The 25,657-nt window shown below is 39.4% G+C and carries 29 protein-coding genes, 2 tRNA genes and 2 rRNA genes; 31 read left to right on the top strand and 2 right to left on the bottom strand.

Going from position 1 to position 25,657, the window contains the following annotated elements:
- The 24 genes from BUA75_RS14245 to ndk all read left to right on the top strand — a co-directional run.
- Positions 1 to 169, top strand: a 23S ribosomal RNA gene (locus BUA75_RS14245); the annotation flags it as partial.
- Between the two features lie 42 nt (positions 170 to 211).
- Positions 212 to 328: ribosomal RNA gene (gene rrf, locus BUA75_RS14240) — 5S ribosomal RNA — on the top strand.
- Positions 329 to 397: 69 nt separating this feature from the next.
- Positions 398 to 480 (top strand) — tRNA-Leu (locus tag BUA75_RS14235).
- Between the two features lie 204 nt (positions 481 to 684).
- Positions 685 to 1,662 (top strand): substrate-binding domain-containing protein, encoded by a 978-nt coding sequence (locus BUA75_RS14230; protein WP_072875249.1) that lies wholly within the window; start codon positions 685 to 687, stop codon positions 1,660 to 1,662.
- Between the two features lie 119 nt (positions 1,663 to 1,781).
- Positions 1,782 to 2,369 carry an adaptor protein MecA gene (locus BUA75_RS14225; protein ID WP_072875248.1) on the top strand — a complete coding sequence of 196 codons (588 nt, stop codon included), beginning with the start codon at positions 1,782 to 1,784 and terminating at the stop codon, positions 2,367 to 2,369.
- A 93-nt stretch (positions 2,370 to 2,462) separates the two neighbouring features.
- A complete protein-coding gene (locus BUA75_RS14220; protein ID WP_238413694.1) occupies positions 2,463 to 3,737 on the top strand; it encodes a Glu/Leu/Phe/Val family dehydrogenase in 1,275 nt (424 codons plus the stop codon).
- 138 nt (positions 3,738 to 3,875) lie between these two features.
- A complete protein-coding gene (locus BUA75_RS14215) occupies positions 3,876 to 4,082 on the top strand; it encodes a hypothetical protein (protein ID WP_072875246.1) in 207 nt (68 codons plus the stop codon).
- Positions 4,083 to 4,302: 220 nt separating this feature from the next.
- Positions 4,303 to 5,556: a PepSY1/2 domain-containing protein gene (locus BUA75_RS14210; protein ID WP_072875245.1), complete on the top strand. Its 1,254-nt coding sequence runs from the start codon at positions 4,303 to 4,305 to the stop codon at positions 5,554 to 5,556.
- 83 nt (positions 5,557 to 5,639) lie between these two features.
- Positions 5,640 to 6,281 carry a flagellar brake protein gene (locus tag BUA75_RS14205; protein WP_072875244.1) on the top strand — a complete coding sequence of 214 codons (642 nt, stop codon included), beginning with the start codon at positions 5,640 to 5,642 and terminating at the stop codon, positions 6,279 to 6,281.
- 40 nt (positions 6,282 to 6,321) lie between these two features.
- The gene (gene cmk / locus BUA75_RS14200) at positions 6,322 to 7,038 is read left to right on the top strand and encodes a (d)CMP kinase (RefSeq protein WP_083574388.1); all 717 of its coding nucleotides are present in this window, start codon (positions 6,322 to 6,324) and stop codon (positions 7,036 to 7,038) included.
- Positions 7,035 to 7,628, top strand: a complete 594-nt coding sequence (locus tag BUA75_RS14195; RefSeq protein WP_242650343.1) for a lysophospholipid acyltransferase family protein — start codon at positions 7,035 to 7,037, stop codon at positions 7,626 to 7,628. Before cmk ends, BUA75_RS14195 begins: the two co-directional genes overlap by 4 nt.
- A gap of 294 nt (positions 7,629 to 7,922) precedes the next feature.
- Positions 7,923 to 9,101 (top strand): 30S ribosomal protein S1, encoded by a 1,179-nt coding sequence (rpsA, locus tag BUA75_RS14190; RefSeq protein ID WP_072875243.1) that lies wholly within the window; start codon positions 7,923 to 7,925, stop codon positions 9,099 to 9,101.
- A 133-nt stretch (positions 9,102 to 9,234) separates the two neighbouring features.
- On the top strand, positions 9,235 to 10,617 hold the full coding sequence (locus tag BUA75_RS14185; protein WP_072875242.1) for a DUF512 domain-containing protein: 1,383 nt from the start codon (positions 9,235 to 9,237) through the stop codon (positions 10,615 to 10,617).
- Between the two features lie 93 nt (positions 10,618 to 10,710).
- The gene (gene der, locus BUA75_RS14180) at positions 10,711 to 12,039 is read left to right on the top strand and encodes a ribosome biogenesis GTPase Der (RefSeq protein ID WP_083574391.1); all 1,329 of its coding nucleotides are present in this window, start codon (positions 10,711 to 10,713) and stop codon (positions 12,037 to 12,039) included.
- A gap of 40 nt (positions 12,040 to 12,079) precedes the next feature.
- Positions 12,080 to 12,673 (top strand): glycerol-3-phosphate 1-O-acyltransferase PlsY, encoded by a 594-nt coding sequence (plsY, locus tag BUA75_RS14175; RefSeq protein WP_072875240.1) that lies wholly within the window; start codon positions 12,080 to 12,082, stop codon positions 12,671 to 12,673.
- A complete protein-coding gene (locus BUA75_RS14170) occupies positions 12,666 to 13,727 on the top strand; it encodes an NAD(P)H-dependent glycerol-3-phosphate dehydrogenase (RefSeq protein WP_072875251.1) in 1,062 nt (353 codons plus the stop codon). Before plsY ends, BUA75_RS14170 begins: the two co-directional genes overlap by 8 nt.
- 118 nt (positions 13,728 to 13,845) lie before the next feature.
- A complete protein-coding gene (gcvH, locus tag BUA75_RS14165) occupies positions 13,846 to 14,229 on the top strand; it encodes a glycine cleavage system protein GcvH (RefSeq protein ID WP_072875239.1) in 384 nt (127 codons plus the stop codon).
- 304 nt (positions 14,230 to 14,533) lie between these two features.
- Positions 14,534 to 16,012, top strand: a complete 1,479-nt coding sequence (gene spoIVA / locus BUA75_RS14160; RefSeq protein ID WP_072875238.1) for a stage IV sporulation protein A — start codon at positions 14,534 to 14,536, stop codon at positions 16,010 to 16,012.
- Positions 16,013 to 16,126: 114 nt separating this feature from the next.
- Positions 16,127 to 16,203 (top strand) — tRNA-Pro (locus BUA75_RS14155).
- A gap of 119 nt (positions 16,204 to 16,322) precedes the next feature.
- Positions 16,323 to 16,577, top strand: a complete 255-nt coding sequence (gene mtrB, locus BUA75_RS14150; RefSeq protein WP_072875237.1) for a trp RNA-binding attenuation protein MtrB — start codon at positions 16,323 to 16,325, stop codon at positions 16,575 to 16,577.
- Between the two features lie 145 nt (positions 16,578 to 16,722).
- Positions 16,723 to 17,463 (top strand): heptaprenyl diphosphate synthase component 1, encoded by a 741-nt coding sequence (locus BUA75_RS14145; RefSeq protein WP_072875236.1) that lies wholly within the window; start codon positions 16,723 to 16,725, stop codon positions 17,461 to 17,463.
- Between the two features lies 1 nt (position 17,464).
- Positions 17,465 to 18,199 (top strand): demethylmenaquinone methyltransferase, encoded by a 735-nt coding sequence (locus BUA75_RS14140; RefSeq protein WP_072875235.1) that lies wholly within the window; start codon positions 17,465 to 17,467, stop codon positions 18,197 to 18,199.
- 3 nt (positions 18,200 to 18,202) lie between these two features.
- The gene (locus tag BUA75_RS14135) at positions 18,203 to 19,210 is read left to right on the top strand and encodes a polyprenyl synthetase family protein (protein WP_072875234.1); all 1,008 of its coding nucleotides are present in this window, start codon (positions 18,203 to 18,205) and stop codon (positions 19,208 to 19,210) included.
- Between the two features lie 136 nt (positions 19,211 to 19,346).
- Positions 19,347 to 19,790, top strand: coding sequence for a nucleoside-diphosphate kinase (gene ndk / locus BUA75_RS14130; protein WP_072875250.1), 444 nt, complete (start codon positions 19,347 to 19,349; stop codon positions 19,788 to 19,790).
- Positions 19,791 to 19,836: 46 nt separating this feature from the next.
- Here ndk and BUA75_RS14125 read toward each other — a convergent pair whose 3' ends face one another.
- Entirely contained in the window at positions 19,837 to 20,757 is a 921-nt protein-coding gene (locus BUA75_RS14125; protein ID WP_072875233.1) for a patatin-like phospholipase family protein, read from the bottom strand.
- 83 nt (positions 20,758 to 20,840) lie between these two features.
- Here BUA75_RS14125 and BUA75_RS14120 point away from each other — a divergent pair, with 83 nt between their 5' ends.
- From BUA75_RS14120 to BUA75_RS14105, 5 genes are all read left to right on the top strand, one after another.
- Positions 20,841 to 21,605: a CheR family methyltransferase gene (locus tag BUA75_RS14120; RefSeq protein ID WP_072875232.1), complete on the top strand. Its 765-nt coding sequence runs from the start codon at positions 20,841 to 20,843 to the stop codon at positions 21,603 to 21,605.
- A gap of 96 nt (positions 21,606 to 21,701) precedes the next feature.
- Positions 21,702 to 21,875: a hypothetical protein gene (locus tag BUA75_RS15990; RefSeq protein ID WP_165612039.1), complete on the top strand. Its 174-nt coding sequence runs from the start codon at positions 21,702 to 21,704 to the stop codon at positions 21,873 to 21,875.
- 155 nt (positions 21,876 to 22,030) lie between these two features.
- Positions 22,031 to 22,492 (top strand): cyclic-di-AMP-binding protein CbpB, encoded by a 462-nt coding sequence (cbpB, locus tag BUA75_RS14115; RefSeq protein WP_072875231.1) that lies wholly within the window; start codon positions 22,031 to 22,033, stop codon positions 22,490 to 22,492.
- A 6-nt stretch (positions 22,493 to 22,498) separates the two neighbouring features.
- Entirely contained in the window at positions 22,499 to 23,221 is a 723-nt protein-coding gene (locus BUA75_RS14110) for a biosynthetic peptidoglycan transglycosylase (protein WP_072875230.1), read from the top strand.
- A gap of 137 nt (positions 23,222 to 23,358) precedes the next feature.
- On the top strand, positions 23,359 to 23,595 hold the full coding sequence (locus BUA75_RS14105) for a biotin/lipoyl-containing protein (protein ID WP_072875229.1): 237 nt from the start codon (positions 23,359 to 23,361) through the stop codon (positions 23,593 to 23,595).
- Between the two features lie 180 nt (positions 23,596 to 23,775).
- Here BUA75_RS14105 and BUA75_RS16450 read toward each other — a convergent pair whose 3' ends face one another.
- On the bottom strand, positions 23,776 to 23,901 hold the full coding sequence (locus tag BUA75_RS16450) for a hypothetical protein (RefSeq protein ID WP_255567418.1): 126 nt from the start codon (positions 23,899 to 23,901) through the stop codon (positions 23,776 to 23,778).
- Between the two features lie 244 nt (positions 23,902 to 24,145).
- Here BUA75_RS16450 and BUA75_RS14100 point away from each other — a divergent pair, with 244 nt between their 5' ends.
- Both BUA75_RS14100 and BUA75_RS14095 read left to right on the top strand, forming a co-directional pair.
- On the top strand, positions 24,146 to 24,721 hold the full coding sequence (locus BUA75_RS14100) for a lytic murein transglycosylase (protein WP_165612038.1): 576 nt from the start codon (positions 24,146 to 24,148) through the stop codon (positions 24,719 to 24,721).
- 122 nt (positions 24,722 to 24,843) lie between these two features.
- Positions 24,844 to 25,311 (top strand): hypothetical protein, encoded by a 468-nt coding sequence (locus BUA75_RS14095; RefSeq protein WP_072875227.1) that lies wholly within the window; start codon positions 24,844 to 24,846, stop codon positions 25,309 to 25,311.
- The last annotated feature ends 346 nt before the right edge of the window (positions 25,312 to 25,657 follow it).

Below are 25,657 nucleotides of genomic sequence, written 5' to 3'. Positions count from 1 at the left end.
GGAGGGATAAGCGCTGAAAGCATCTAAGCGCGAAGCCTGCCTCAAGATAACGTATCCCATTCCGTCAAGGAAGGAAGACCCCTTATAGACGATAAGGTAGATCGGTCCGGCGTGGAAGCGTCGTGAGGCGTGGAGCGGACGGATACGAATCGGTCGAGGCCTTCACCAAGGAAAATCCCTCTTGCTGAGACAGTTGGAAAGGAAAGAAGAGTCTGGTGACCATAGCGGAGGGGATACACGCGTACCCATCCCGAACACGACCGTGAAGACCTCCAGCGCCGAGCATACTTGGGGTGAAGACCCCTGGGAACCTAGGTCGTTGCCAGGCGATTTGTTTTAGTTTATATTTGGTTGTAAATAAATTTTTATTATGTTAGAGTTTTCTTTGCTATTTCTTGCGGGTGTGGCGGAATTGGCAGACGCACCAGATTTAGGTTCTGGCGGGAGACCGTGGGGGTTCGAGTCCCTTCACCCGCACCAGTAAAATAAGCATTGTACAACCTTTTATAAAGCCTACTTCGCACATGGAAGTGGGCTTTTCATCTGAATAATATTATCTAACAGTAAAGATTCAGGAATTCTCCTGTTAATATTGATTCGAATATTTTTGTAAAATCACCTTGTAACTGTCCTCTATTCATTGTTATCATTTTCATAATCAATCCAGCTTGGGAGTGGGCACAAATGAGCGTAACAATATATGATGTTGCCCGTGAAGCCAATGTCTCAATGGCAACTGTTTCTCGAGTCATCAATGGTACGGCTGTTGTTAAGGAAGAAACCAAAAAACGTGTACAAGATGCTATTGAACGTCTTGGATATCGACCTAATGCAGTTGCTCGAGGCTTGGCCAGCAAGCGTACACGAACTATTGGAGTTATTGTGCCTGACGTCTCAGCTGCCTTTGTAGCTGAAATTGTTAGAGGTATTGAAGATATCGCTAATATGTATAATTACCACATTATTTTAACGAATTCAGATGCCGATACCCATCGAGAGGTCTCTTTAATCGGAACCATGTGGGAAAAACAAGTCGATGGTATCCTATATATGACAAATATTTTAAATCAAGAACACATAACTGCTTTTGAACAAGCTGAGATCCCAGTAGTTTTATGTGCAACTGAGGATCCAGAAAAAAGAATTCCATCTGTAAATATTGACAATCGTAAAGCTGGTAGTGATGCTGCAAATTATTTAGAAAAGAAATCTTGTCAGAACATAGCTATTGTTTCACCGGATATTGGAACATCTTTAATTGCTGATCACCGTATTGAAGGTGTACGAAAAAAATTAGGAAATAAGTGTACTTTTATTCATGTGGGGAAAGGGAAATATGAGCAGGCTTTGCCTATTCTAAGAAATATATTTCAAAATAAAAATTATGATGGTGTCATCGCTATGAGCGATGAATTAGGATTGGCATCTGTGCATGCTATTCATGATAATGGATTTCAAGTACCTCATGATGTACGCATCATTGCTTTTGATAATACAAGACTAGCTACAATGGTACGTCCAGAATTGACTGTTATTGCTCAGCCGATGTACGATTTTGGGGCTGTTTCTATGCGTCTGTTGACAAAAATGTTATTAGATGAGCCGGTAGATACCTATAATGTTATATTGCAACACAATATTATTGAACGACAATCGAGTTGATGTTTTTCGTTTAAATAATGCAGAAAGTAAAATGAAACAAGTTTAAAAAGATCGGTGTATTTGTTTAAGAATTAACAGTTTTAAGACCTGCATCGATTTGAAAGTGAGGGATAATGAACATGAGAGTCGAGCGGATCGCCAAAGATAAAGTACGAATATTTGTAAGCTATGAAGACTTGGCTATGCGTGGTATTGAAAAAGATGAATTGTGGAAAAGTGGAAAAAAAGTACAGGAACTTTTCTGGGATATGATGGAGACGGCATACGCAGAAGTAGGTTTTGAAGTATCTGGGCCTATTGCCGTTGAGGCCTTTACCATGCCTGCTGAAGGCGTGGTAATTATTGTCACCCGAGTTCCTGCTGTACCTAATATTACTGAAGATGATCCCGATCTTGAAGACGAGGATTTTGAAGACCCATTTTATAGTTTTCCAATATTGGCTTATCAATACAGTGATTTTGAAGACGTATTAAGCTTGGCTTTTGCAACTGCGAAAGATGATGTTAAGTGTTCTTTATTTTCATATGAGAATGCTTACTTTGTCGTTTTGGATGAAATAGAAGAGTTTGATAAAAACCCCAATATCCATTCAGTGCTTTGTGAATATGGTGAGCCTTCTAGCTTAACCAGGGCATATCTGGACGAATACGGAAAATGCATTTTTCCTGAAAAAGCTCTAGAAAATTTAAGAAATTCTTTTCTCTAAAAAATTTTTCATTAACGGCCATGAAAGCAGTAATGACTTTCATGGCTTTTTGTAGGAAAATACGATTGTATATTTTATTAAAGGGGACTTATTGTGAGTACAAAAGACGTATCCATCCAAGAAAAACAAGAAAATTTAAATGTTCTAGAGTCAACTCAACAGGTTTTTTTAGAAGCTCTCAAAAAACTTGGTTATACTCAAGAAATGTACGAGCTCTTAAAAGAACCTTTACGAATCTTGACTGTTCGTTTTCCTGTAACTATGGATGATGGAAGTGTTAAAGTTTTCACTGGATTTCGAGCTCAACATAATGATGCAGTCGGACCTACGAAAGGTGGAATACGTCTTCATCCTGATGTTACTCAAGATGAAGTTGTAGCACTTTCAATGTGGATGTCTGTAAAATGTGGTATAGCCAATTTACCTTATGGTGGAGGTAAAGGTGGAATTATTTGTGATCCTAGAGAAATGTCTTTTTCAGAAATTGAACGTTTAAGTCGAGCTTATGTGCGGGCTATCAGTCAAATTGTTGGACCTGCTAAAGATATTCCAGCTCCAGACGTCTTTTCAAACTCTCAAAATATGGCTTGGATGTTCGATGAATATTCTCGAATTAAAGAATCTGATTCTCCCGGATTTATTACAGGTAAACCGACGGTTTTAGGTGGGAGCTTGGGGAGAGAACGCGCTACTGCACGAGGCGTGGCAATATGTATTGAAGAAGCTTGCAAAGTTAAATCCATCCAAATTGAAAAAGCTCGTGTTTGCATTCAAGGGTTTGGAAATGCAGGAAGTTATTTAGCTAAGTTCATGCATGATATTGGTGCCAAAGTCGTTGGTATTTCAGATGCGTATGGTGCTCTTTATAATGAAAAAGGGTTAGATATTGATGAGTTATTAGAGAGAAGAGATTCATTTGGGAGCGTTACAAAATTATATAGAAATACTATTAGTAATCGTGAATTATTAGAATCAGAGTGCGATATTCTGGTGCCTGCAGCTATTGAAAATCAAATAACCTTAGAAAATGCAGATAAAATTAAGGCATCTATTATTGTGGAAGCAGCAAATGGCCCCACAACTATGCCTGCAACAGAAATTTTAGACAAAAAAAATGTGCTGATTGTTCCAGATGTTCTTGGAAATTCTGGTGGTGTCATTGTTTCTTATTTTGAATGGGTACAGAATAATCAAGGATTTTATTGGACAGAAGAAGATATTGATCAAAAATTAAAAAATTTAATGCAAAAAAGTTTTCATACGGTATATTCTACTGCTCAAAAGTTTAAAGTGAATATGAGGTTGGCAGCCTATATTGTTGGAGTTAAACGTATGGCTGAGGCTGTTCGGTGGAGAGGATGGATTTAAGATTCAATCCGTCATCTAAAATTGTTCATTGAGTGTTTGATAAGCTATCGAAGTATTTTTTATTTCTGTCTATTTTAATGTATATTTGAATCTTAGCATCCATCAAACTTTGAGTTTAGAAAATGGAGGTTAAATCGTATGTCACTGGAGACACTCACTTCTGAAGGAGTGAATGAAGAAGTGGTGGTTCAAAACCAGAGAATTAAAGTTCATATTCGTTGTAAAAAATGTGGTGAAACTTTTATTTTAAGAGGAGTAAGAGATTCAAAAGGCAATATAGAGACGGGCTTTAAGCGTTGTTTATGCGATAATGAGAATGATTTTGAAATAGAATTATTACATTAATTGCTTTAAGCATTCATAGATGTAGATGCGAAAAAATACGACATGTAAGATTCAATTCATTGAATAATGATAGATGTTCCTATATAGCATTCATTTCAAAACATAATTGAAAATGTGATCTAAGTTATTATGCTCATTCGTCTTAATTTTGAAAATGAGCATAATAACTTTTTTATTTTGGGATATTAAAGGCATCATTTCTCATGAGGAGAGAATTCTGATGTCTAAAGTTCATTATCAATATGCAACGATTCTTGCTGTAGTATCAGTGGCTGGATTGTGCGCTTTAATTTGGGGATTAAGCGAATATGACAAAAACTTGTCTTTGCAGTCTCAAATACAAACAAAAACACATGCTGAAATGGCTCAAGCGGCTTCAGACGTAAAAAAGCTTCAAACTGCTTCTCTAGAAGCGCAAATTTTTGCTACTAAAACTGATTTTCAGCAGTCTCTTCCTGTACTTTTACAACATAGTAGTCAAGTTCAAAATGATTTTGAAAGGCTTAGTCCCTATCAAAGTTGGGTTGGAGATCAGCTGCCAACAGTAAAGAAAATGAATGAAACTATTTCTGTTTGGATGAAAAACCAGTCCAATCCATCTCGAAATGATACAGAGAGCACATTAACAGATTGGGAACTAAAAACAGACAACTGGTACAATAAATTAGAAAAATCAACGGATACTCCTGTTTTCAAAGCAAACTTAATTGACTCGTATTTTGCAAAGCCAGTAAATAACGCATTCAACCATTTACGCAATTTGTATCAAAATAGAGTCGCAGTAAAAAATCAGCCTATTCAAGCTGATATTGAAAAAATGGATAACCATGATGAAGTGGCCAAACAGCGAATCCAGCAATTTTTTTCTACTCGCTCTGTCTCAAAAGTAACTCCAGTTTTCCATCAATCCGGTGTAAATGGAGTAATAACGACCTATACTGCAGAAATTGATGGTCAGCCTGCTTATATTATTTTCAATTCTTCTCAAGAGATTATAGGTTTTTCTAAGGAGAATTTGCCTGTTGGGAAAATAAGTTTAACTTTAGAACAAGCCAAAGAAAAAGCTATTTCATTTCTAAAGCACTTGAGTCCAGGAATTTATACAGAAGTACATGCTCAACAATTGGGTAAAATAGGGTACCTTACTTATTCACCTGTTCAAAGTCAGAAAACAGTTTTGGGAGAAACAATTACAGTAAAGGTAAATTTAACTGATGGCCAGATTTGGGGATTTGTAAATCATTCGAATAATCAACATGTGAAAATGTCGGAAGGACCTATTCCATTTATGGATACACAAACTAAGTTTAACCCATCTTTTCATGTTAAAATGACAACTCCCGTAGTAATAAAAAATACTGAAAATCATTGGATTTCTGGAATAGCTGTTTACGGTACTCTTCATGGACATACTTTCCGAGTCATTATAGACAGTAGAAACCAGAAAGTATTAGATATTCAGCACTTATCCTAACGTTCAATTTTCTTTAAATGCATGTACCCAAGATGACTATATTTTGTATAATGACATCATGCTTTTATGAAGGGGGGAGGCATGTGTCATTATTCACAGTAGGTCAGCTTGTTCATATTTCATTAATGCCAAAAAGTGAAGTGTACTATAAAACAAATATTTTTGAAATGGATGAAAAATATTTTTATGCAAGTGCACCTTTGAATCATGAAAAACATGAATATTTAAGAGCAAATATTGGACAATCGTATTTTTTTGAATACCACTCACAAGATGGGGCCCTTTGCAGATTTGATTCGGTTTTAATGGATTATACTCAAATTCCAGTTCCAACGTGGAAGTTTCAAATACCGGAGACTCATAAAATTTCACGTGAACAGAGAAGGGAATTTGTTCGCGTTCCAGCTGATATTCCTGTAAAAGTCAGATGGATGAACGGCAATGATAAGCATAGTGCTGATGTATATTCAAGAGATATTAGTGGCGGTGGCATGGCAATTCTCATTCCTAAAAACGTGTACTTTCAATTAGGTCAACAAGTTTATATCCAATTTAAATTACCCAATTATCATTCTGAAGTTATGCTTGCTGCAGAGGTCACTCGAGTTAGTGAGCGAAATGACCGAGGATATGCATCTGTTTCATTACAATTCCTTGGATTGCGTGAGGGAATTCGTCAAAAAATCATTCAGTACACATTTTCCAGGCAAAGAATGATAAAGTGAGTGGGCTTGTCAAACGTTCACTTATGTGGAGTTGTTTTATTTGAAAGATACTCTTAATCAATCACAAAAAAAGTTTATGAAAATTGCAATTGACGGACCTGCTGGTGCCGGGAAAAGCACTGTAGCTAAAGCAGTAGCAGAAAAAACAGGATTTTATTACTTAGACTCTGGGAAAATTTATAGAGCTTGTACCTGGGTTTTAGTTAATAATCAGTTACATATGAGCGATCTCGATAAACTTTTGCATCAACTTCATTCAGGAAATCTAGAAATTGTGCAGCAAGGGCAAGAAGGAGTCACTGTTTACTTTGAAAATCATAAACTAGATGACGAGCTACGTACCCCACAAATTAATGATCTTGTCTCGACAATTGCTTCACAACCTAAGATAAGAGAATATGTGACAAGTGTATTGCGGCATTTCTCATGCCATCATAATGTAGTAATGGATGGAAGAGATATCGGTACTGTAGTCTTTCCTGATGCGGATGTCAAAATCTATTTAACTGCTGATCAACGTATTCGTGCCCAGAGACGAGTTGAAGAATTAAAGACTTCAGGCATACTTAGTACGGTTGATGAGGTTGAGAAATCTATTGTCAAACGCGACTTCCAAGACCAAACACGCACGCATTCACCACTCCAAATTGCCGATGATGCTGTCGTCATTAATTCAACCTATTTGTCCGTTCAAGAAGTTGTAGAAAAAGTAATTCGTTTAATTAGTCATGCAAATTCTCAGGAGGGAAACCATTGAGCGCTGGACAGTATAAGCCCCCTATTCCGTATCCGCTTTACTGGTTCTGTCGTCTCATTGTATCACTTTTTTTTCACTCCCTTTTTCGAATAGAAATTATAGGATCAGAAAAAATTCCAGATGGTTCGGTTATCTTAGCCAGTAACCACATCAATAACTTAGATCCTCCTTTATTAGGAATAACCACAACAAGACATTTAATGTTTATGGCCAAGGCCGAATTGTTTAAATATCCCATTCTTTCGTGGGGGCTCAAATTATTAGGTGGGTTTCCAGTTCGACGTGGAGAGAATGATAAAAATGCCATGCGTTACGCCATTCAAATCTTACAACAAGGTGCATGTCTAGTTATTTTCCCTGAAGGTCATCGTTCCATGTCAGGCCGTCTTGGTAAACCAATGCCAGGAGTTGGTCTGATTGCCAAACGTTCTGAAGCTGCTATTGTGCCTATAGCAATATCTGGAAAATATAAAATTTTCCATAAAATAACCGTTCGCTATGGAGATCCTATTTTTATTGAACCATCACAATCCAGTCAAGAAATTGCAAATAAGATTATGGAAAATATCAGTGAACTTTTAGAGAAATAAAATACCTGCCAAACCTCCATATTAGAAAACTTGCATTAAACAAGTTACAATAAAAATACAGCATTGCTCGACGTGTTTCTGTGGGCGATAATGGGAAACATAGCAATGGCTTCTCTCAATCGTTCTCTGTCGTTTGGCGCAACTAAATCAGTTTGGGTAGATGGTATATGTAAGAGCCGTTGTCCTTAAACGTAGAGATGTGCTCCTGTGTGAGCGAAGAGAAAAAGCCTTTTACTGCACAGAAGCGTTGTAAAAAGCTTTGCGAGTTGAGGAGAATCGGGGAGGCAAGTCAGTATGTCAGAGGATTTACAGCAAATGTTGACTGAATCAAATCTACAGGTAGGCGATTTGGTCACCGGCGAAGTTGCATCCATCGATTCGAATGGAGTCACTGTGCATTTGGAGCATGGGTTTGAAGGTTTTGTCCCCATTCGAGAACTTTCCGTCTTGCCGGTAGAAGACGCCTCTACAATCGTTTCGATTGGCTCTAAAGTGAATGCCGTTGTTAAGAATATCGATCGTGAAAGCGGTCAAGTGACTCTTTCTAAACGTCTTGCGGACAGTCGAGAAGCATGGGACAAACTACAAAATGCGTTTGCGAATCAAGAAACGTTAGAAATCACTGTTCACGATGTTGTCAAAGGTGGTTTAGTGACTGACGTTGGAGTTCGAGGGTTTATTCCGGCTTCTCTGCTAGACACTCGTTTTGTTGGTAATCTAGAGGAGTATAAAGGCCAAACTTTACAAGTTAAAATTGCAGAGATTGATCGCGATAACAACAAACTTATACTTTCACGTAAAGCTGTTTTAGAAAACGAGCAAAACCAAAAAGTACAAAAAGTGATCAGTGAATTACATGAGGGGGATATTCTAGAAGGTGTTGTTCAACGACTAACATCTTTTGGAGCTTTTGTGGACATTCATGGAGTCGACGGTTTGGTTCATATTTCGGAATTGTCCTGGAACCATGCTGATCATCCTTCAGATGTTGTTAACGAAGGACAAACAGTGAAGGTTAAAGTATTGAAACTAGATCCGGAAAAGGGAAAAATATCACTCTCCATTAAGCAAGCAGAGCCCGATCCGTTTGAAAAATATGCAACAGAGCTTCAAGTTGGCAGTGTGGTCAATGGAGTTGTAAAACGTGTTGTTGACTTCGGAGCATTTGTTGAATTAAAGCCTGGGCTCGAAGGATTGGTTCATGTTTCGCAAATCTCCCATCAACGAGTCAATCATCCGTCCGACGTTTTACATCCGGGTGATAAAGTAGAAGTAAAAATTCTTGGTGTGGATTATGAACGTAAGAGGGTTTCGCTTTCTATCAAGGACGTTCAAGAGAGGCCTGTTGTATCCAAAAAAGATGTAAAATCTAAACCTTCTGCACCAGCAAACAAAGAGTCGGAGAGTGTAACTGGTACAGGCGCAACGTTAGGAGATTTGTTTGGCGATCTATTCAAAAAAGGAAACGATTAATTTTTAACTCTCTAATATCATGGGGCTGTCCCAAAAGTCATCGTAGATGACTGAGGGATGGCCCCTCATTATTGACGACATGGTCTTTAATTGCGATAATGACGGAATGAATAAAAAGATTGGAGTGTACAGCGTGCCTCGTATACAATCTGTGAAGCCGGGTTCGTTAGCAGAAGAACTGGGCTTGGAAACAGGCGATGAACTGTTACGAATTGGAGAAACACAAATTCGTGACTTAGTTGATCTTCAGTTTGCGATGGCAGCTGAAGAAATAGAGATTGAAATAAAAAAGCCGGACGGAGAAACTTGGATTTTTGAAATTGAAAAACACTATGATGAAGATCTCGGTGTGGAATGGGAACATCCAACTGTAGATCGTGTAAAACTGTGTCATAACAAATGCGTATTTTGTTTTGTTGATCAAATTCCAAGTAATATGAGGCAAACTTTAAATGTTCGGGACGATGACTATCGATTGTCATTTTTACATGGGAATTTCGTCACTTTGACCAATGTTAAAGAAGAAGATTTACAAAGAATAGCAAAATTAAAAATGTCTCCACTCAACATTTCCGTTCATACAACCAATCCAGATCTTCGAGTTCGAATGTTAGCTAATAGACGTTCTGGTGAAATTTTAAATCAGATTGCTTTTCTTGCTGAGAACGGAATTGAAATGAATACTCAAGTAGTATTGTGCCCAGAATGGAATGACGGACCAGAATTGGATCGAACCATTAAAGATTTGTCACAGTTTTATCCACATGTCCGAACTTTGTCGGTTGTACCTGTTGGACTGACCAAGCATCGTCGCGGGTTACACAAATTAAGAGGTTGTACGCCTGATGAGGCAAGGACCGTAATCGAACAGGTCAGCAATTGGCAAAAACTTTTACGACAAAAATTAGGAGTTTCTTTTGTTTATGCGGCTGATGAACTTTATGTAATGGCTGATAGAACTGTACCAGAAGCAGACTATTATGACGACTTTGGACAGACCGAGAATGGTGTTGGAGTTATTCGTACTTTTTTAGAAGAAGTCAAAATAGCAGAGAAAAAAATTCAAAACATATCTATTTGTGAGAATCGAAAAGTTGGCGTTATAACCGGTATTTCCGCTAAAAAGGTTATTCAGCAAGAGTTGGATCGATTATTTAACAATCAATTTCATTATGAAGTTTTACCTATTGTCAATGATTTTTATGGACATAATGTAACAGTTACAGGGTTATTGACTGGAACTGATATTGTTGCTCAATTAAAGCAAAAGGTCGCTCATTTGGATACAATTTTGCTTCCAGATATTATGTTGAAAGACGATGCAGATATATTTTTGGACGATATGACGGTTGAAGATGTTCGAGATTCGCTGGAGATTCCTATTACCATTGTACCGGCTACAGGTATTGGGTTGTTATTGGGGGCAATCGGAGAGACACAAAGTTTGCCTCCACGTAGACGCTATGAAACCACTTTGCAGTCTGAATCCATCGCTCATAATCGTTCTGTTTCTTAACGAAAGTCCTAGTTTGGATTGAATTATTTTTGTACTGGAAGGTCAATAGCTCAAAGAGTACATTGACCAGGTGGTAAGTGAGGATGGATGATATTGAACATGCCCATGGTAGCTATTGTCGGACGAGCTAATGTAGGAAAAAGTACACTCTTTAATCGCTTGATCGGCCAACGATTATCCATAGTGGAAGATACACCTGGGGTAACAAGGGATCGATTGTATGCTGAAATGGAGTGGAACGGAAAATCATTTCAGTTAATTGACACTGGTGGAATAGAGCTAAGCGAAGAAGATGAGTTTACGAATCTGATTCGCATACAGGCTGAGTTGGCCATTGATGAGGCTGATGTCATCATTTTTTTAGTAGATGGCCATGATGGATTGGTAGAGACTGACAGAGCAGTAGCAGACTTGCTTAGAAAATCAAAAAAGCCAACTATACTGGCAGTAAACAAGCTCGATCATCCAACTCATCATATGCATCGCTATGAATTCTATGAATTAGGTTTTGGCGATCCAATTGCAGTGTCTGCTGAACACGGTTTAGGTACGGGAGATATTTTAGATGCTGTTGTCTCTGAATTTCCTGAAGAAGAGAATGCAGAAACAGGTGATCATGATACTTTACGTATAGCTTTTATAGGACAACCCAATGTGGGTAAATCTTCACTTGTAAATGCTCTTTTAGGTGAGAATAGAGTCATGGTGAGTGACATTGCAGGCACAACAAGAGATGCAATTGATACTTTCTTGGAATTTGAAGGGAACCAGTTTCAACTTATCGATACAGCCGGTCTCAGAAAAAAAGGTAAAATATATGAGAATATCGAAAAATACAGTATGTTACGTGCCATTCGAGCACTTTCCAGAGCTGATGTTGCCATGGTGGTGATTGATGGTAAGAAGGGCATTACAGAGCAGGACAAAAGAGTTGCAGGCTATGCATTGGATGCAGGATGTGCCATTGCAATGATTGTAAATAAATGGGATATTGTTGAGAAAGATGATAAAACAGCACATCAATTTACTCAAAAGATTCGTACGCAGTTTCCCTTTATGAGATGGGCGCCTGTTCTATTTGTCTCAGCCAAAACCGGACAACGAGTGACCAAGATTTTATCTCTTGCATCGGACATAGCTAATTACCATTCTATGAGAATTTCAACTTCTACTGTTAACCACTTATTACAGGAAGCCATGGTAGCCGTTTCGCCTCCAAGTGACAAAGGAAGGCGTTTAAGAATTTATTATGGAACTCAGGTTTCAGTTAAACCACCTACTTTTGCACTCTTTGTTAATGACAAGGAATTAATGCATTTTTCTTATGAACGTTATTTAGAAAACCAGTTTCGTGAAGCATTTGGCTTTGAAGGGACACCCATAAGGTTTTCGGTAAGGAACAAAAATAAAGATAAAGATTAAAAATTTTAGATTTACTTTCAAAAGAATGGGGGGATGATACATGGGATGGTTAGCTATTTTAATTGCCTATCTTCTTGGTTCTATATCGGTAAGTACTTTGATGGTCAAAGCAGTAAAAAAGGTAGATATTCGAAATTATGGCAGTGGGAATGCCGGAGCAACCAACACATTGCGTTTATTGGGATGGAAATATGGAGTACTTGTACTTCTTCTAGATGCTTTCAAAGGTGTGCTGGCTGTCTGGATAGCTAATCTACTTGGACACGGGCAACCCATTTATGATTATCTCAGTGGATTGTCCGTTATTCTAGGTCACAATTGGCCTCTCTATTTTGGATTCCGAGGTGGTAAAGGAATTGCCACAACTATTGGTGTATTTCTATGTTTATTGCCGTTAGCAACTTTAATTTCAGGATTTATCGCAATAGTGATTATCTTTATGACTCGCTATGTATCTCTTGGTGCAATTGTATTTGTAGTTCTTTCTCCAATTTTTTTAGCGCTTTTGTCGCATAAAACCGGGGCATTGTTATTTGCTTCAATTGCAGCTGTACTTGCGATTATTCGTCATAGGGAGAATTTAATTCGACTGGTACAAGGCAGGGAGAGAAAATTATTTGACCATCATGCTTGATGACCAACTGCCAAATCGTGTAGCAGTCATTGGAGCAGGCAGTTGGGGAACAGCGATTGCCCATACGTTAGCTAAAAAGAATATGGAAGTTACACTTTGGGCGAGAAACGAAAGTATAGTAAATGAAATTAATCAATCAAAATGCAATTCTAAATATTTGCCAAATTGTTTATTGCATCCTAATATCCATGCAACAACTTCTTTACAAGAAACTGTGGACGGTAGCCCATATGTCTTTTTAGTCGTTCCATCAGCTGCGATGCCTCAGATCGTAGCTTCACTACAGTCTTTTGCATATTCTCCAATGACCATTGTTCACGCTATAAAAGGCTTTATTCAGCCGAATGAAGATAGAGTAAGCTTGTATCTTCAAAAAAAGCTTGCTGTGAATGAACAACAAATTGCTGTCATTGGAGGGCCAAGCCATGCTGAAGAAGTCGTTCGCTCAATGCCAACAACTCTTGTCGTTTCCAGTCCAAGTAAAAATACCGCTCATAAACTTCAAGATATGCTCATGTCCAATTATCTTCGTGTATACACGAATCCAGATTGGATCGGCATTGAAATAGCGGGTGCACTGAAAAATATCATTGCTCTTTCCGTTGGCATGGCGGTAGGTTTAGGATTTGGCGATAATGCAAAAGCTGCCATCATGACAAGAGGTTTGGCTGAAATTGCTCGTTTGGGTATTGCTATGGGAGCTTCACCTCTAACATTTTCTGGGCTCGCTGGCGTAGGAGACTTAATAGCTACCTGCATCAGTGAACACAGTAGAAATTTCCGTACAGGACGATTGCTTGGACAAGGTATGACCTTGAAACAAGCAGTAGAGGCTCAAGGTATGGTTGTAGAAGGAGTACGAGCTACAGAGGCTTGTTTAAGATTGGCCAGTCAATATCATATTGAAATGCCGATTACTGAAGCAGTAGCCGCAGTGCTCTTTGAAGGCAAACAGCCTAAACAGGTAGTATCGCTTCTTATGGATAGAGATAAAACAACTGAGATGGAAGAATGGGTACTCTCAAGTGAAAATACGAGTTGGCGTTTTGTATAGCATGTTTTGAAAAGAGATATCTTTTTCTTAACCAGTTTGACAAGGTGATAGATTTCAAACAGTGTTCTTGTTACACTGATGCTGTTTGCATATATTTTGTGAATGGAGGAACAGTTAAATGAGCCATGTTCCAGAATCCCTGAGATATTCTAAAGAGCACGAGTGGGTCAGAGTAGAAGGAAATCTGGTCTACATAGGAATCAGTGATTTTGCCCAAGATGAACTAGGTGATATCGTTTTTGTGGAACTTCCGGATAAAGGAAGTGAATTGAAAGCTAACGATACTTTTGGGACAGTAGAATCTGTCAAAACAGTCTCTGACTTATTTGCGCCTGTCAGTGGAAAAGTCGTCCAAATTAACGAATCATTGAATGACTCGCCTGAACTAGTAAATGAAAGTCCTTATGAAAAGGGCTGGATGATTGCAGTAGAAATGAGTAACCCAGATGAATTAAACCAATTGTTAAGCGCGTCTGAATACACGGATCATATTCAAGGTTAAGGATATTGTAAGCATTCAGCACAGATCGAATTTATATCATTGAAAGGTTTGACCTGGAATTCTTTGTTGACTTTCGGGTCAAACCTTTTTCTCTCCTCTTATAGCTCCTAAGTTCTGAACTGGACATCCTCCGCATAGTATGAACAATAAGTCGACCTGGCAACTATCTGCATATCAGCGGGCCGCTCGCATATACATGTACTGTCCTACTGAGTATTGGACATCCACGGAGGGATTGTCAGTGGCTCGGGGCGGTTTGTACGGGCGAAGCAATCTGCGCCGGTCATCTTGAGGAGGGAGAAGCGTGGAAAAATTCGACGTATTCAGGGACATAGCTGAGCGGACTGGGGGAGATGTCTATCTCGGCGTCGTCGGCCCCGTGCGCACTGGAAAGTCCACTTTTATTAAAAAATTTATGGAATTAATTGTTCTTCCCAACATTAAAGAAGATAGTGATAGGCTCAGAGCTATTGATGAACTACCACAAAGTGCAGCAGGGCGAACCATTATGACCACGGAACCGAAATTTATTCCCAATCAAGCGGTAGAAGTTTCAGTAGCCGAGGGGTTGGATGTCAATATCCGCATTGTTGATTGTGTGGGATATGCTGTTGAAGGTGCTCGCGGTTATGAAGACGAGAATGGACCGAGAATGGTAACAACACCTTGGTTTGACGAGCCTGTAGCCTTTCAGGAAGCTGCCGAAATCGGTACTCGAAAGGTCATTGCCGACCATTCAACCATTGGTATTGTTGTTACTACAGATGGTAGCGTAGCAGAAATTCCTCGTGAAAATTATATTGAAGCAGAAGAACGCGTTGTTGAAGAATTAAAAGAACTGGGGAAACCATTTGTTATCCTTGTGAATTCGTCCAATCCAGAGCATCCAAGAGCACAGGATCTTAAAGCGGAACTGGCCATCAAATACGATGTACCTGTCATTGCTCTCTCCTGTGCAACGGTAACTTCTCAAGAAATTTACAATGTTCTGCGTGAAGCATTGTATGAATTTCCTGTTAAAGAAGTAAATGTGAACCTGCCCAATTGGGTCATGGTCTTAGATGAAGAGCATTGGCTACGCAGACAATTTCAGGATTCTGTTCATGAAACCATTCAAGATATTCGTCGTATTCGAGATATCGATCGAATTGTTGAACAATTCTCTACGTATGAGGTTATTTCCTATGCCGCATTGTCTCATATGGATATGGGGCAAGGTGTGGCAGTTATTGAGCTATCAGCTCCAGACGAATTGTACGATCGCGTTTTAACTGAAGTTGTGGGTGTGCAAATTACTGGACGTGATCAACTCCTTAAAATGATGCGTGATTTTGTCCATGCCAAAAAAGAGTACGATAAAGTAGCTGAAGCTTTGCGTATGGTTAAATTAACAGGATATGGAATTGCTCCTCCTTCTTTAGAAGAAATGACTTTAGATGAGCCTGAGCTGATTAAACAAGGCTCAAGATTTGGAGTGAGACTAAAAGCAACCGCTCCATCGATTCATATGATTCGTGTAGATGTGGAAAGTGAATTTGCACCAATAGTTGGGACAGAAAAACAATCCGAAGAGCTAGTTCGATATTTGATGCAGGATTTTGAACAAAACCCACTTAAAATTTGGGAAAGTGATATTTTTGGCAAATCTTTAGCGGCTATCGTTAGAGAAGGAATTTCCGGAAAACTATCCTTGATGCCTGAAAATGCTCAATACAAATTAAAAGAAACATTACAAAGAATCATCAACGAAGGTAGTGGCGGCTTAATCGCGATTATTCTCTAAATACAGTTTCACTTTTGACCAGGAGGCAAAATAAAGTTTTGCCTTCCTGGTCCCACATTTGCTTGAATTGCAATTTACAGACAAACCTAGTATAATGATCTTCAGTGTCAATTACGGGATGTGGCGCAGCCTGGTAGCGCGCTACCTTGGGGAGGTAGAGGTCCCGGGTTCAAATCCCGGCATTCCGACCAATGAAACCAGCGTTCTTGGCGCTGGTTTTTCGTTTATGAATACAAATTCTCATATTTGATTTTGTGTTATCGTGATCAATCTAAAACCATAGCAATTTTAATTTGACGGAGATGAGATAATGGGAAGTTCAATGGAACAAGGGGATTATTTTGTCATCCGAGCTCTTGAAAATGGTGTTCAAGTTTTTGGAATGACACGTGGACAAGAAACAAGATTTCATCATTCGGAAAAATTGGATAAAGGTGAAATTATGTTGGCTCAATTTACCGAACATACATCAGCCATCAAGATAAGGGGTAAGGTAGAAGTATACACCAAACATGGAACAATTCTTCCACTTGGCAACACTTCTTCTCTGCAGGAAAAAGGATAAAAGACTTTGATACTCATAAGCCTTATGCTTTAGGGGATATGATATGGAAACTGACGTCAATTGCAGAGAAGACGCATGAGGGTGTGCTATAATCTCACTGAGCGTGGATGAATGACAGGTGTTCTAGGTGCAAGGAGATGACTGAATGCCCAGAGAAATAAGCGAGCGATATCTCTCTGTAGCGCAAAAATTTTACCGAGAGATAGAGCATCCATATTTAAAAACAAATCAAGTGCTGCAAACTCCTAGCCGATTTCATTTTGAAGTGGGTTTGGGCATTCTGAAAGCAGCTTCTGTACCGGAACACCAGTGGGATCTTATACTGACCGCTTTACTATTGTTGCAAAAAGGTCTCTCTATGCATGATGAGATTGATGAGAAAATCAATCGCACACGACAGTTAACGATTTTGGCTGGTGATTTTCATAGCAGTCAATATTATCGATTAATTGCTCAAACTGGCGAGTTTCCACTGATGGATTTACTAGCTGTCTCAGTGGCGGAAATGAATGAAGCAAAAATGACTTTGCTTATATCTCAACAGAAATTATCTTTAGAAGAACAAAAACAACTACGAATCATTATTGAAGGCAGGTTGCTTGAAGCTTTAGCAGAGTACTATTTACGACATGAAACACATTGGAAATCTGACATTCGCTCACTTGTCGAAGCTTATATACTGCATACTGACATTGAGTTTAGAAAGTTCAATTTACGTCCGGCTCACTTACGACAGGCATATGATTGTTTGACCAACATTTTGGACAGAGTCTGGGCTCATTCGCCCATCTCCTTGGACGATCCATTGCATGCTTTACTGATGGATTATATTCAGCCCATTCAGGAACTCCTTGAAGTTAGACAATGGGTGGAAGGAAGTTCTTAAAATGAAGACGAACGTCTCGAAAGCAGATTATGTACATGAAGTTTTTTCTCAAATTGCTGATCGCTACGATTTTATGAATTCCGTTTTAAGTTTTCAACAACATCATTTATGGCGACGTTTTACCATGAAAAAACTCAAAATTCAACCAGGTGCCCAGGTTCTTGATGTGGCGGCGGGGACTGGCGCATGGACGTTTTCGCTAGCTGAGGCTGTAGGACCAAAAGGAAAAGTCATTGGACTGGACTTTTGCAAGGAAATGCTGGATGTGGGCAGAGAAAGAAAAATAAAAATGGGGCAGCGGGCTAACCATATCGAATTTATTGAAGGCGATGCCATGCAGTTGCCATTTCTAGATAACTCATTTGATGCGGTAACTATTGGTTTTGCCTTAAGAAATGTACCTGATATACATCAATGTTTACGTGAAATGAGAAGGGTAGTCAAACCTGGAGGTCATGTTGTTTCGCTGGAATTGTCAAAGCCGGAGTCAACTTATTTTCGAAAACTTTATTATTTTTATTTTTATAACATCCTTCCTAAAATAGGCTATCTTGCAGTGGGAAAAAAGGCACCCTACGCATGGTTGCCAGAATCACTTACCAATTTCCCTAATCGTCTCGAGCTGGAACATATTTTTCACGAAGTTGGATTGGTCAATGTGAAAAGTTATGCTTTAACGGGTGGAATTGCAGCTTTACACATGGGAGAGAAAGGGGAGGAACCGAATTCGATCTAACGGATGGTTGTTCGGTCCGCGAAAGCGAGGGGATTGTGTTTGCTAGAATTTGTCTCCGTCTATAGCCGTTATCAGTCTCAACTAAACAAGGTAGAAAAACGTTTGCAGTTTGAAGTTGCCTCAGTTCAGCAAGATATTCACTCAGCAGCTTCTACATTATTAACGGCAGGCGGCAAACGAATTCGTCCCCTATTTACCTTGATTTGTAGCCAACTGGGTAAGCCTCATCAATACTGGGATGAAATTGAGCGTGTGGCTTGTGCATTAGAACTTATTCATATGGCAACTCTCGTTCATGATGATGTAATTGACCATGCGGATCTGCGTAGAGGTAGTCCTACAGTGCGATCACGTTATGGTAATCTAGCAGCTATGTATGTGGGAGATTACCTGTTTGCTAAAGCTATTTCGCTTCTTAGTGGGATCCAGAACGCTCGAGTACACTTTGAATTGTCGAATGCCATTGTTAAATTATGCAAGGGTGAAATTGAACAGATTCGGGATTTGTTCAATTGGGATCAAACACTTCATAACTATCTGCGAAGGATTGAAAGAAAAACAGCTTTGCTGATATCGGTCAGTTGCTCACTTGGTGCCATCGTATCAGATGCACCAGAAAGAGATATTTATTTGTTGCGCAAATTTGGTTACTGGACAGGAATGGCGTTTCAAGTCATTGATGATGTTCTGGATTTTTCTGGAGAACAAAGTACTGTAGGAAAACCAGTTGCTGGAGACTTGCGTCAAGGTAATTTAACACTCCCAACTTTGCTCGCCAGAAGAAAATCAGATGGCAAACGTTTAATGAAGTTGGTTCGTCCTGAAATGACAGCTACAGATGCAGACGAGGCCATCGATATCGTACGTCAGTCTGGTTGTATTGAGGAAGCTAGAAACTTTGCAAAACTTTGTATGGAAAAAGCGATTGTATATTTAGATCAAATTACGGACTTGGATAGTCGAAATGAATTACAGATAGTCGCTCAATTTGTAAATGAAAGGTTATTCTAATCTATAACACTATCAATCAGTACCCATATTTCATGTGTACCATCTTAAATCTTTCGTAAAACTTGCAGTTATTACGCTACTGACTTACAATACGGAGCGGTATATCACCCAGCTAAGGAGCTGATAAAGGTTGGCCATTGAAAAAACGTTTGTCATGATTAAACCAGATGGAGTCCAACGTGGTTTAATTGGAGAAATTGTCGGACGCTTTGAGAAAAAAGGGCTAAAATTGGTAGCTGCTAAATTGCTTGCTGTGGACAGCAAAACCGCAGAAGCTCATTATGCAGAGCACAAAGAACGTCCATTCTTTGGAGAACTCGTTTCTTTTATTACTTCATCGCCAGTTTTTGCTATGGTTTGGGAAGGAGAAAATGCCGTATCGGTTGTACGCTCCATGATGGGCAAAACGAATCCGGTAGATTCTGCTCCTGGAACTATTCGCGGTGATTTTGGATTGTCTATTGGAATGAATATCATCCACGGATCGGACAGCGTGGAAAATGCCAATCGAGAAATAGGGTTATGGTTTGCGGAGAATACGTTAACCTACAGTAAATCGGGAGACGTTTGGATTCAGTAAATTTCTGCTATGTATCTTTGCGATTGTCTCATGTTTTGGCATCATATTATTTGGCCATTTTATGAGGCAATCGCGGATTGATTTTTAAAAATTGCTCAATCTGTAATTGTTGTTTTACCACAGCTTGAACGCCAACCCGGACTGATTGGATCATCTCTGTAAACTTCCACGTTTTAATTTTTGCAAAATCAGGTTCAATAACCAATACATCTCCAGAATTAACCACATCATTATCGATAGATTCTCTAAGGAGAATTTCAAATGATCTCGCCAAAACATCCACAAAAGTTGTTAAGTACTCTCGATATTGTAATTTATATAAATTTATAGCGAGAATATGAGTACACCCGCTTTCCCGTAAAGCCTGTACAGGAATATAGTGGCGCATAGCGCCATCTGCTAAAAGATACTCGCGAAAGGGTACTGGGCTAAAAATAGCTGGTAATGCACAGGAACCTAGTAGACATGCTGGCAGTTCCTCCTGATGAATGGGTAAAGCACGTGGGAGTTGGGGAATACTGACGTTCGAAGGTTCTATTCTCATGATTACCGGATCGCCCGAAAGTAAGTCTGTGGCAACAAATAGAACTGGAATTCGGCATTCTCTTCCAATAAGCAATTTATGAAAATATTTTTTGAGTTTGTTGCCGTGGATGAGACCGCGTGGGTATACTTGAATTAATCTGTTCCGATGAGGAATAGCGTGAAAAAATGTGGACATCACTGCCGACGTAAGAGGGAAACCGTAGTCTAAAAGCTTATAGCCAGGAAATTGTTGGATAAGATGCTTCAATTCCTGATCACGATAACCATACGCATAGAGAGTTGCCACAATGGAACCAGCGCTTGTTCCAGCGAGGTGATGGGGGCGTATTCCCATTTCTTCTAGTGCAGAAAGAACGCCAATATGAGCTGCAGCTTTTAAAGTGCCTCCACTTAGTGCAATGCCAATGACTGGATTGGACATGTTTGGAACACCTCTGTGTCATTAAGATAGCGACAATCTCTCGATGCTGGGCAGCGAGTGTATATAGGAGAGTTGGTTTTAATTTGGAAGATGATTTCGAGCAATTCATTCGTGAATTTTATCATTTGACGGGCCTTGATTTAGCCATGTATAAAAGACAACAAATGCAAAGAAGACTTGCCGCCTGGGGAGAACGATTAGGATACTCCACATTTCAGGAATTATCCCATGCAATACATGAAAATCCTAGCCTGATTCACACACTGCTCGATAAAATGACAATTAATGTATCAGAGTTTTTTCGCAATCGTGATCGATGGAATTCACTGGCCAGTCATTTGAGTACGTTAAATTCTGGATCCAGACTCCAAATATGGAGTGCAGCGTGTTCTACTGGTGAAGAACCATATACCATTAACATCCTTTGTAAGGAACATTTAAAAATTGATACCCGTATTTTAGCGACAGATATCGACGAAGATGTATTACAAAAAGCGAACGAAGCAAAATATCAAGCCTATCAAGTCCGGGAATTTAACCAACAAGAATTAAATCGATATTTCGACTATGGTGAAAATGTATTCACTTTAAAAAAAGAATATAAGGAAGGTATCGTTTTTAAAAAACACAATCTTTTATCGGACACATATCCTTCAAACATCGACTTGATTGTATGCCGAAATGTTTTGATTTATTTCACTGAAGAAGCGAAAGATCTTATTTTGCATCGTTTTTCTCAATCCCTTAAGAGTGATGGCCTGCTGTTTTTAGGAAGCACTGAACAATTGATGCAACCATTTACCTATCAATTGAAGTCCATCGCACCCTTTTTATATCAAAAAATGTAAATTCGCAATCTGTAAAATATTTCTTTTTGTATAAGCATCGTTCTCCTGTATCATCATAACCTTGTTCAGTTTTACAGAGGAAAGGGGGGCGATTTCGTGACCAAAGAGCAGAACTTCTCTGCTTCTCCAAATTCTGCTTTACCTGAAAACGAAACATATCAGGATTCTGTCCTCGATGCCATTGATCGGCTTCAAGAAGATGGTGGAGTGTCTCCTGAAATTTCGCACAGACCTCCTCAACACAAAGTCAGAATTCCGAAAGAAAAGTAAATTTCACTGGGCAGGCGTCTTATAGACGCCATTTTTTTGTTCTTTTGACTAACTTCGGACACGCTAGAGATGATGGCAATGAATTCATTCTGTATAATAGATAGGTCTTAAATGCTCTGTTTGCCTCATTCGAGAAAAGGAGTCGATTGTCTGATATGACTGAATGGATGAACCGTCCAGTGAACGATCCGTCCTTTTCAAAATTGATCATTCCGGCGCAGAATGTTGCTTGTGTCGAAGATGCTAATTCGGCTGAGCACGCTCTGCTCGTTCTCATTAAATCCAGATATTCATCGATACCTGTATTGTCTCGAAAAAATCAAGTCGTGGGTACAATTAGCAAAACCATCATTCTTGATCATGTTCTCGGTCTGGAAAGAATTGAAGTAGAACGTCTTTCCACGATTCAAGTGGGACAAATTATGTCGAAAGAGATTCACGAGATTCGCTTGGAAGACAGTTTACGCAAAGCTATCCAATTAGCTATTCAAACGCCATATTTATGTATAGTTCAAAACGGTCTCTTTCACGGGTTAGTGACACGTAGAGCTTTGTTAGCTTACATAATTGAACAAACCAAAGTACCTGCTCCAACAAGATCGGCTGAAAAGGTGTGACGTTCTATGACACGCCGTGCGCAATTGGGTTACGGTCTAGTGAGTCTAGTATGTTTGCTTGCCCTGTCGCTCGGAGCCATGGACTTCTATTATCACAAAATATTTCCGATTGCTCGTGCTGTCCAATTAGCCGCTGAGAGAAAAATGATTCGTTACCATGTGCATCCTTTAACTTACAGTGAAATTCCGAGTTTTTATCGAGATGCGGTCATTGCAACAGAGGATAGGAGATTCGCTTGGGATCCTGGCATCGATCCTGTTGGCATATTACGGTCGTTTATTGTTGATGTAGAGAAAGATGGTTATGTAGAAGGAGGATCAACAATTACTCAACAGCTGATTGACAATACCATCTTGCATCATCGAAAAACGATACCTTATAAAATTCATCAAGCCTTAGATGCCATTGGTCTCTATGATACGATGTCTAAAAAAGAGGTTTTCCAATTATATGCAAACGTTATTTATTTTGGTCACGGTGCTTACGGGTTGTATAATGCGTCAGAAGTGTATTTTCATTTACCCCCGAATCGTTGTAATTTAGGTGAATTGGCCATGCTGGCTGGTTTACCCAATGCACCTAGCGTATATGACCCTTTTAAATCCATGCGTTTAGCTCGTTTACGAGAAAGTATAGTTCTCGAGAATATGGTCGATGATGGTCTGTTGAGCGTAAAGCAAAGCCAGACAGTCTATGCACAACCCATTCGATTAGCCACTCTACAATAGATATAAGCAACTTTAGGTTGGTTTTGGCCAATCCCTATGATACACTTTCTCATTGAAGTAAGTTCTTTTATATTAAATATCGATTTGTCGATCATTTCTTTGAGACATGTGACATGATATTGAAGGGGAGAATACACATGGACGTAAAACTTCCTCAATTAGGTGATACTGTACAAGAATGTTTGGTCACCTCATGGCTGAAGCAAATTGGCGACTCTGTAACAGAAGGAGACGGTTTGCTAGAGGTTACTACTGACAAAGTGACGATTGAAGTACCTGCTGAGCATTCTGGGATTCTAAAAGAACAGTTTGTCAAAGTGGGCGATCGCGTTCTTACTGATCAATTGATTGCCCGAATTGAGTCTTTAATATGAATTTAACAAACCATGTTCTCAAATAAATTTATCCATCAAATGAAAAATATATTGAAACAAAAAACCTCCATTCACTGACAAGCGAATAAGGAGGTTTTTGGTTTTATTGCTTCTTCGTTTTTCTTCCTTCTCTAATCTACAGAACCATCTACCTTTCTGTTTAATCTTCCAATCTCCCAATTAAAAAATTTGCAAATATGGACTAGTTTTAGCTTGTCCAGCGTATGCATGAAAATAATCCAACAAACAGGAAAGGAAGATGAGTTTGCGAACCCGCACAACTTCTCTGGTGCTATGGTGCGCCATGTTTCTCTGCCTCCTGTGGCTGTTTTTTCCCCAGACTCAACGCCCAACAAATAACGGATCAGTTCGAGAAGAAAAAACATCGAGCATTTTGATTCCAGAATTACATATAGCAAATCTTGAATGGCCATTTCAGGCTCATTTAACAATAAAGGAAAAGGGAAATATTTCTATACCTCATTCTTCGATTTATAGTGAGAACAGTGTATTCTTTGAGCCTAAAAATTTAGTTTTGAAGAGAAAAGTGATGCAAAATGCAAAGCAAATTTTAAATCATCCTGCTTTGATAAGATATAAGGTAGAGTCTGGCGACACGCTCTGGTCTATCTCAACCATTTATCATGTTCCCATTCAAACTATCGAGATGGATAACGGTCTCGATTCAACCACCATTTATCCTGGACAAGTTTTGCTCTTGAATCACCCGCGGTTGGTTCCATTAGAAATTCCTTCCACACTAAAAAATGTACCACGTAATTTGTTGCCAATTTATATGCAAGCTGCGGCAAAGTACCATATCCCTTGGACCATACTAGCAGCGATTCATAAAACCGAAACTGATTTCTCCACTGCTGGATTTATTGAGTCTTACGCTGGTGCGATTGGTCCAATGCAATTTATGCCAGCCACTTTCGCTGAATTTGGTGTCACTGCCCCGGGTCAAACGGGAGCACCTAATATCCACAATGTAGAAGATGCAATTTATTCTACAGCCCATATGCTTTCCGTATGTGGATTTGATCATAATCCATGGCAAGCAATTTGGGACTATAACCACTCTACCTATTACGTCGATCATGTATTGACGCTAGCTAACTTCTAATTGCGAATTCTTTCTTACATCAAGATCATTTGGCTCAAAAAAACATAACCAGAGATTGAATGAACTTATCGAGATCGGCAAAACTGGGAGGGATGGAATTATGGAGTAAGGAGGCCTGAAACTTGAATTTGTTTCAGACGCAGTCAGATGATTTATCTGCAGAGTGGTTGAATCATTCGCCATCTTTAAGAAAACTTATGAAAAGCATTGAATACTGGGATACTCGTGAGCGTTTTATGGCTGAGAATGCACTTGCAAGCCTTTGGGCAGCTAAACATGTCAGTCCTATTCAGACAGATTTGGTGATTTTAAAAAATGGGCAATTATTCGGGCTCATGACAGGTCACCTTTGGCCCAGTCAAAAACTTTATTTTATAGAGTACATTGCGGTAGCAGGGAAATCGACATCTGAACAACATTTCTATCGAATGCGGCTAGTTCGCGAAGCTATTGATTGCAGTCAGGAGCATGGTTTTCACGGCTGGGTAGGTTGTTCACCAGATCGTTCAGATATACGAATATGGAAAGATTTAGGATTTTTCGATCACGGTGACTTGATTTATCGTCGCATGGGTTATTTTTTGCAGTAACCCGCATACTCTTCAATAACAACATGAGCGGTACAAATGCCGTGTCAACTCACGTAAAAATCTTACCGAAGAGAGATGGCTAACTCATTTAAAAATCTACCCCATTCCCTATTCCGTTGAAGTGGGAGGGGTGAATGGCCGTAGGCCAGAGGGGAGGAGCGAAGCGGCTTCCCCTTTTTTTGTGTCTGTGGAGCTTGTGGGCAACTTGAAGAGTTGTCCATCAAATCCACAGACCGAATGTTTTGGCCTCAATAGGAGTCCCGAGTGCCGTTTCGTTTGTCGTTGTCGATCCCCCTGGAAACCGGTGCGGGCAGCGGAGCAGGAGCAAGGTTCGCCCCGCCTAGTC

This window comes from Alicyclobacillus tolerans (genome assembly GCF_900142255.1).
GTDB classification, from domain to species: Bacteria; Bacillota; Bacilli; order Alicyclobacillales; family Alicyclobacillaceae; genus Alicyclobacillus_I; species Alicyclobacillus_I tolerans.
The sequence above is the reverse complement of the archived record's forward strand: the minus strand, read 5'-3'. Positions and strand labels throughout refer to the sequence as shown.

Excerpts from the sequence above, each read along its gene's own strand:
- BUA75_RS14230 (WP_072875249.1), top strand. The coding sequence starts at position 685 with ATGAGCGTAACAATATATGATGTTGCCCGTGAAGCCAATGTCTCAATG.
- BUA75_RS14225 (WP_072875248.1), top strand. The coding sequence starts at position 1,782 with ATGAGAGTCGAGCGGATCGCCAAAGATAAAGTACGAATATTTGTAAGC.
- BUA75_RS14215 (WP_072875246.1), top strand. The coding sequence starts at position 3,876 with ATGTCACTGGAGACACTCACTTCTGAAGGAGTGAATGAAGAAGTGGTG.
- BUA75_RS14210 (WP_072875245.1), top strand. The coding sequence starts at position 4,303 with ATGTCTAAAGTTCATTATCAATATGCAACGATTCTTGCTGTAGTATCA.
- rpsA (WP_072875243.1), top strand. The coding sequence starts at position 7,923 with ATGTCAGAGGATTTACAGCAAATGTTGACTGAATCAAATCTACAGGTA.
- plsY (WP_072875240.1), top strand. The coding sequence starts at position 12,080 with ATGGGATGGTTAGCTATTTTAATTGCCTATCTTCTTGGTTCTATATCG.
- BUA75_RS14170 (WP_072875251.1), top strand. The coding sequence starts at position 12,666 with ATGCTTGATGACCAACTGCCAAATCGTGTAGCAGTCATTGGAGCAGGC.
- gcvH (WP_072875239.1), top strand. The coding sequence starts at position 13,846 with ATGAGCCATGTTCCAGAATCCCTGAGATATTCTAAAGAGCACGAGTGG.
- mtrB (WP_072875237.1), top strand. The coding sequence starts at position 16,323 with ATGGGAAGTTCAATGGAACAAGGGGATTATTTTGTCATCCGAGCTCTT.
- BUA75_RS14145 (WP_072875236.1), top strand. The coding sequence starts at position 16,723 with ATGCCCAGAGAAATAAGCGAGCGATATCTCTCTGTAGCGCAAAAATTT.
- BUA75_RS14140 (WP_072875235.1), top strand. The coding sequence starts at position 17,465 with ATGAAGACGAACGTCTCGAAAGCAGATTATGTACATGAAGTTTTTTCT.
- BUA75_RS14135 (WP_072875234.1), top strand. The coding sequence starts at position 18,203 with ATGGTTGTTCGGTCCGCGAAAGCGAGGGGATTGTGTTTGCTAGAATTT.
- BUA75_RS14125 (WP_072875233.1), bottom strand. The coding sequence starts at position 20,757 with ATGTCCAATCCAGTCATTGGCATTGCACTAAGTGGAGGCACTTTAAAA.
- cbpB (WP_072875231.1), top strand. The coding sequence starts at position 22,031 with ATGACTGAATGGATGAACCGTCCAGTGAACGATCCGTCCTTTTCAAAA.
- BUA75_RS14110 (WP_072875230.1), top strand. The coding sequence starts at position 22,499 with ATGACACGCCGTGCGCAATTGGGTTACGGTCTAGTGAGTCTAGTATGT.
- BUA75_RS14105 (WP_072875229.1), top strand. The coding sequence starts at position 23,359 with ATGGACGTAAAACTTCCTCAATTAGGTGATACTGTACAAGAATGTTTG.
- BUA75_RS16450 (WP_255567418.1), bottom strand. The coding sequence starts at position 23,901 with ATGGCGCACCATAGCACCAGAGAAGTTGTGCGGGTTCGCAAACTCATC.
- BUA75_RS14100 (WP_165612038.1), top strand. The coding sequence starts at position 24,146 with ATGCAAAATGCAAAGCAAATTTTAAATCATCCTGCTTTGATAAGATAT.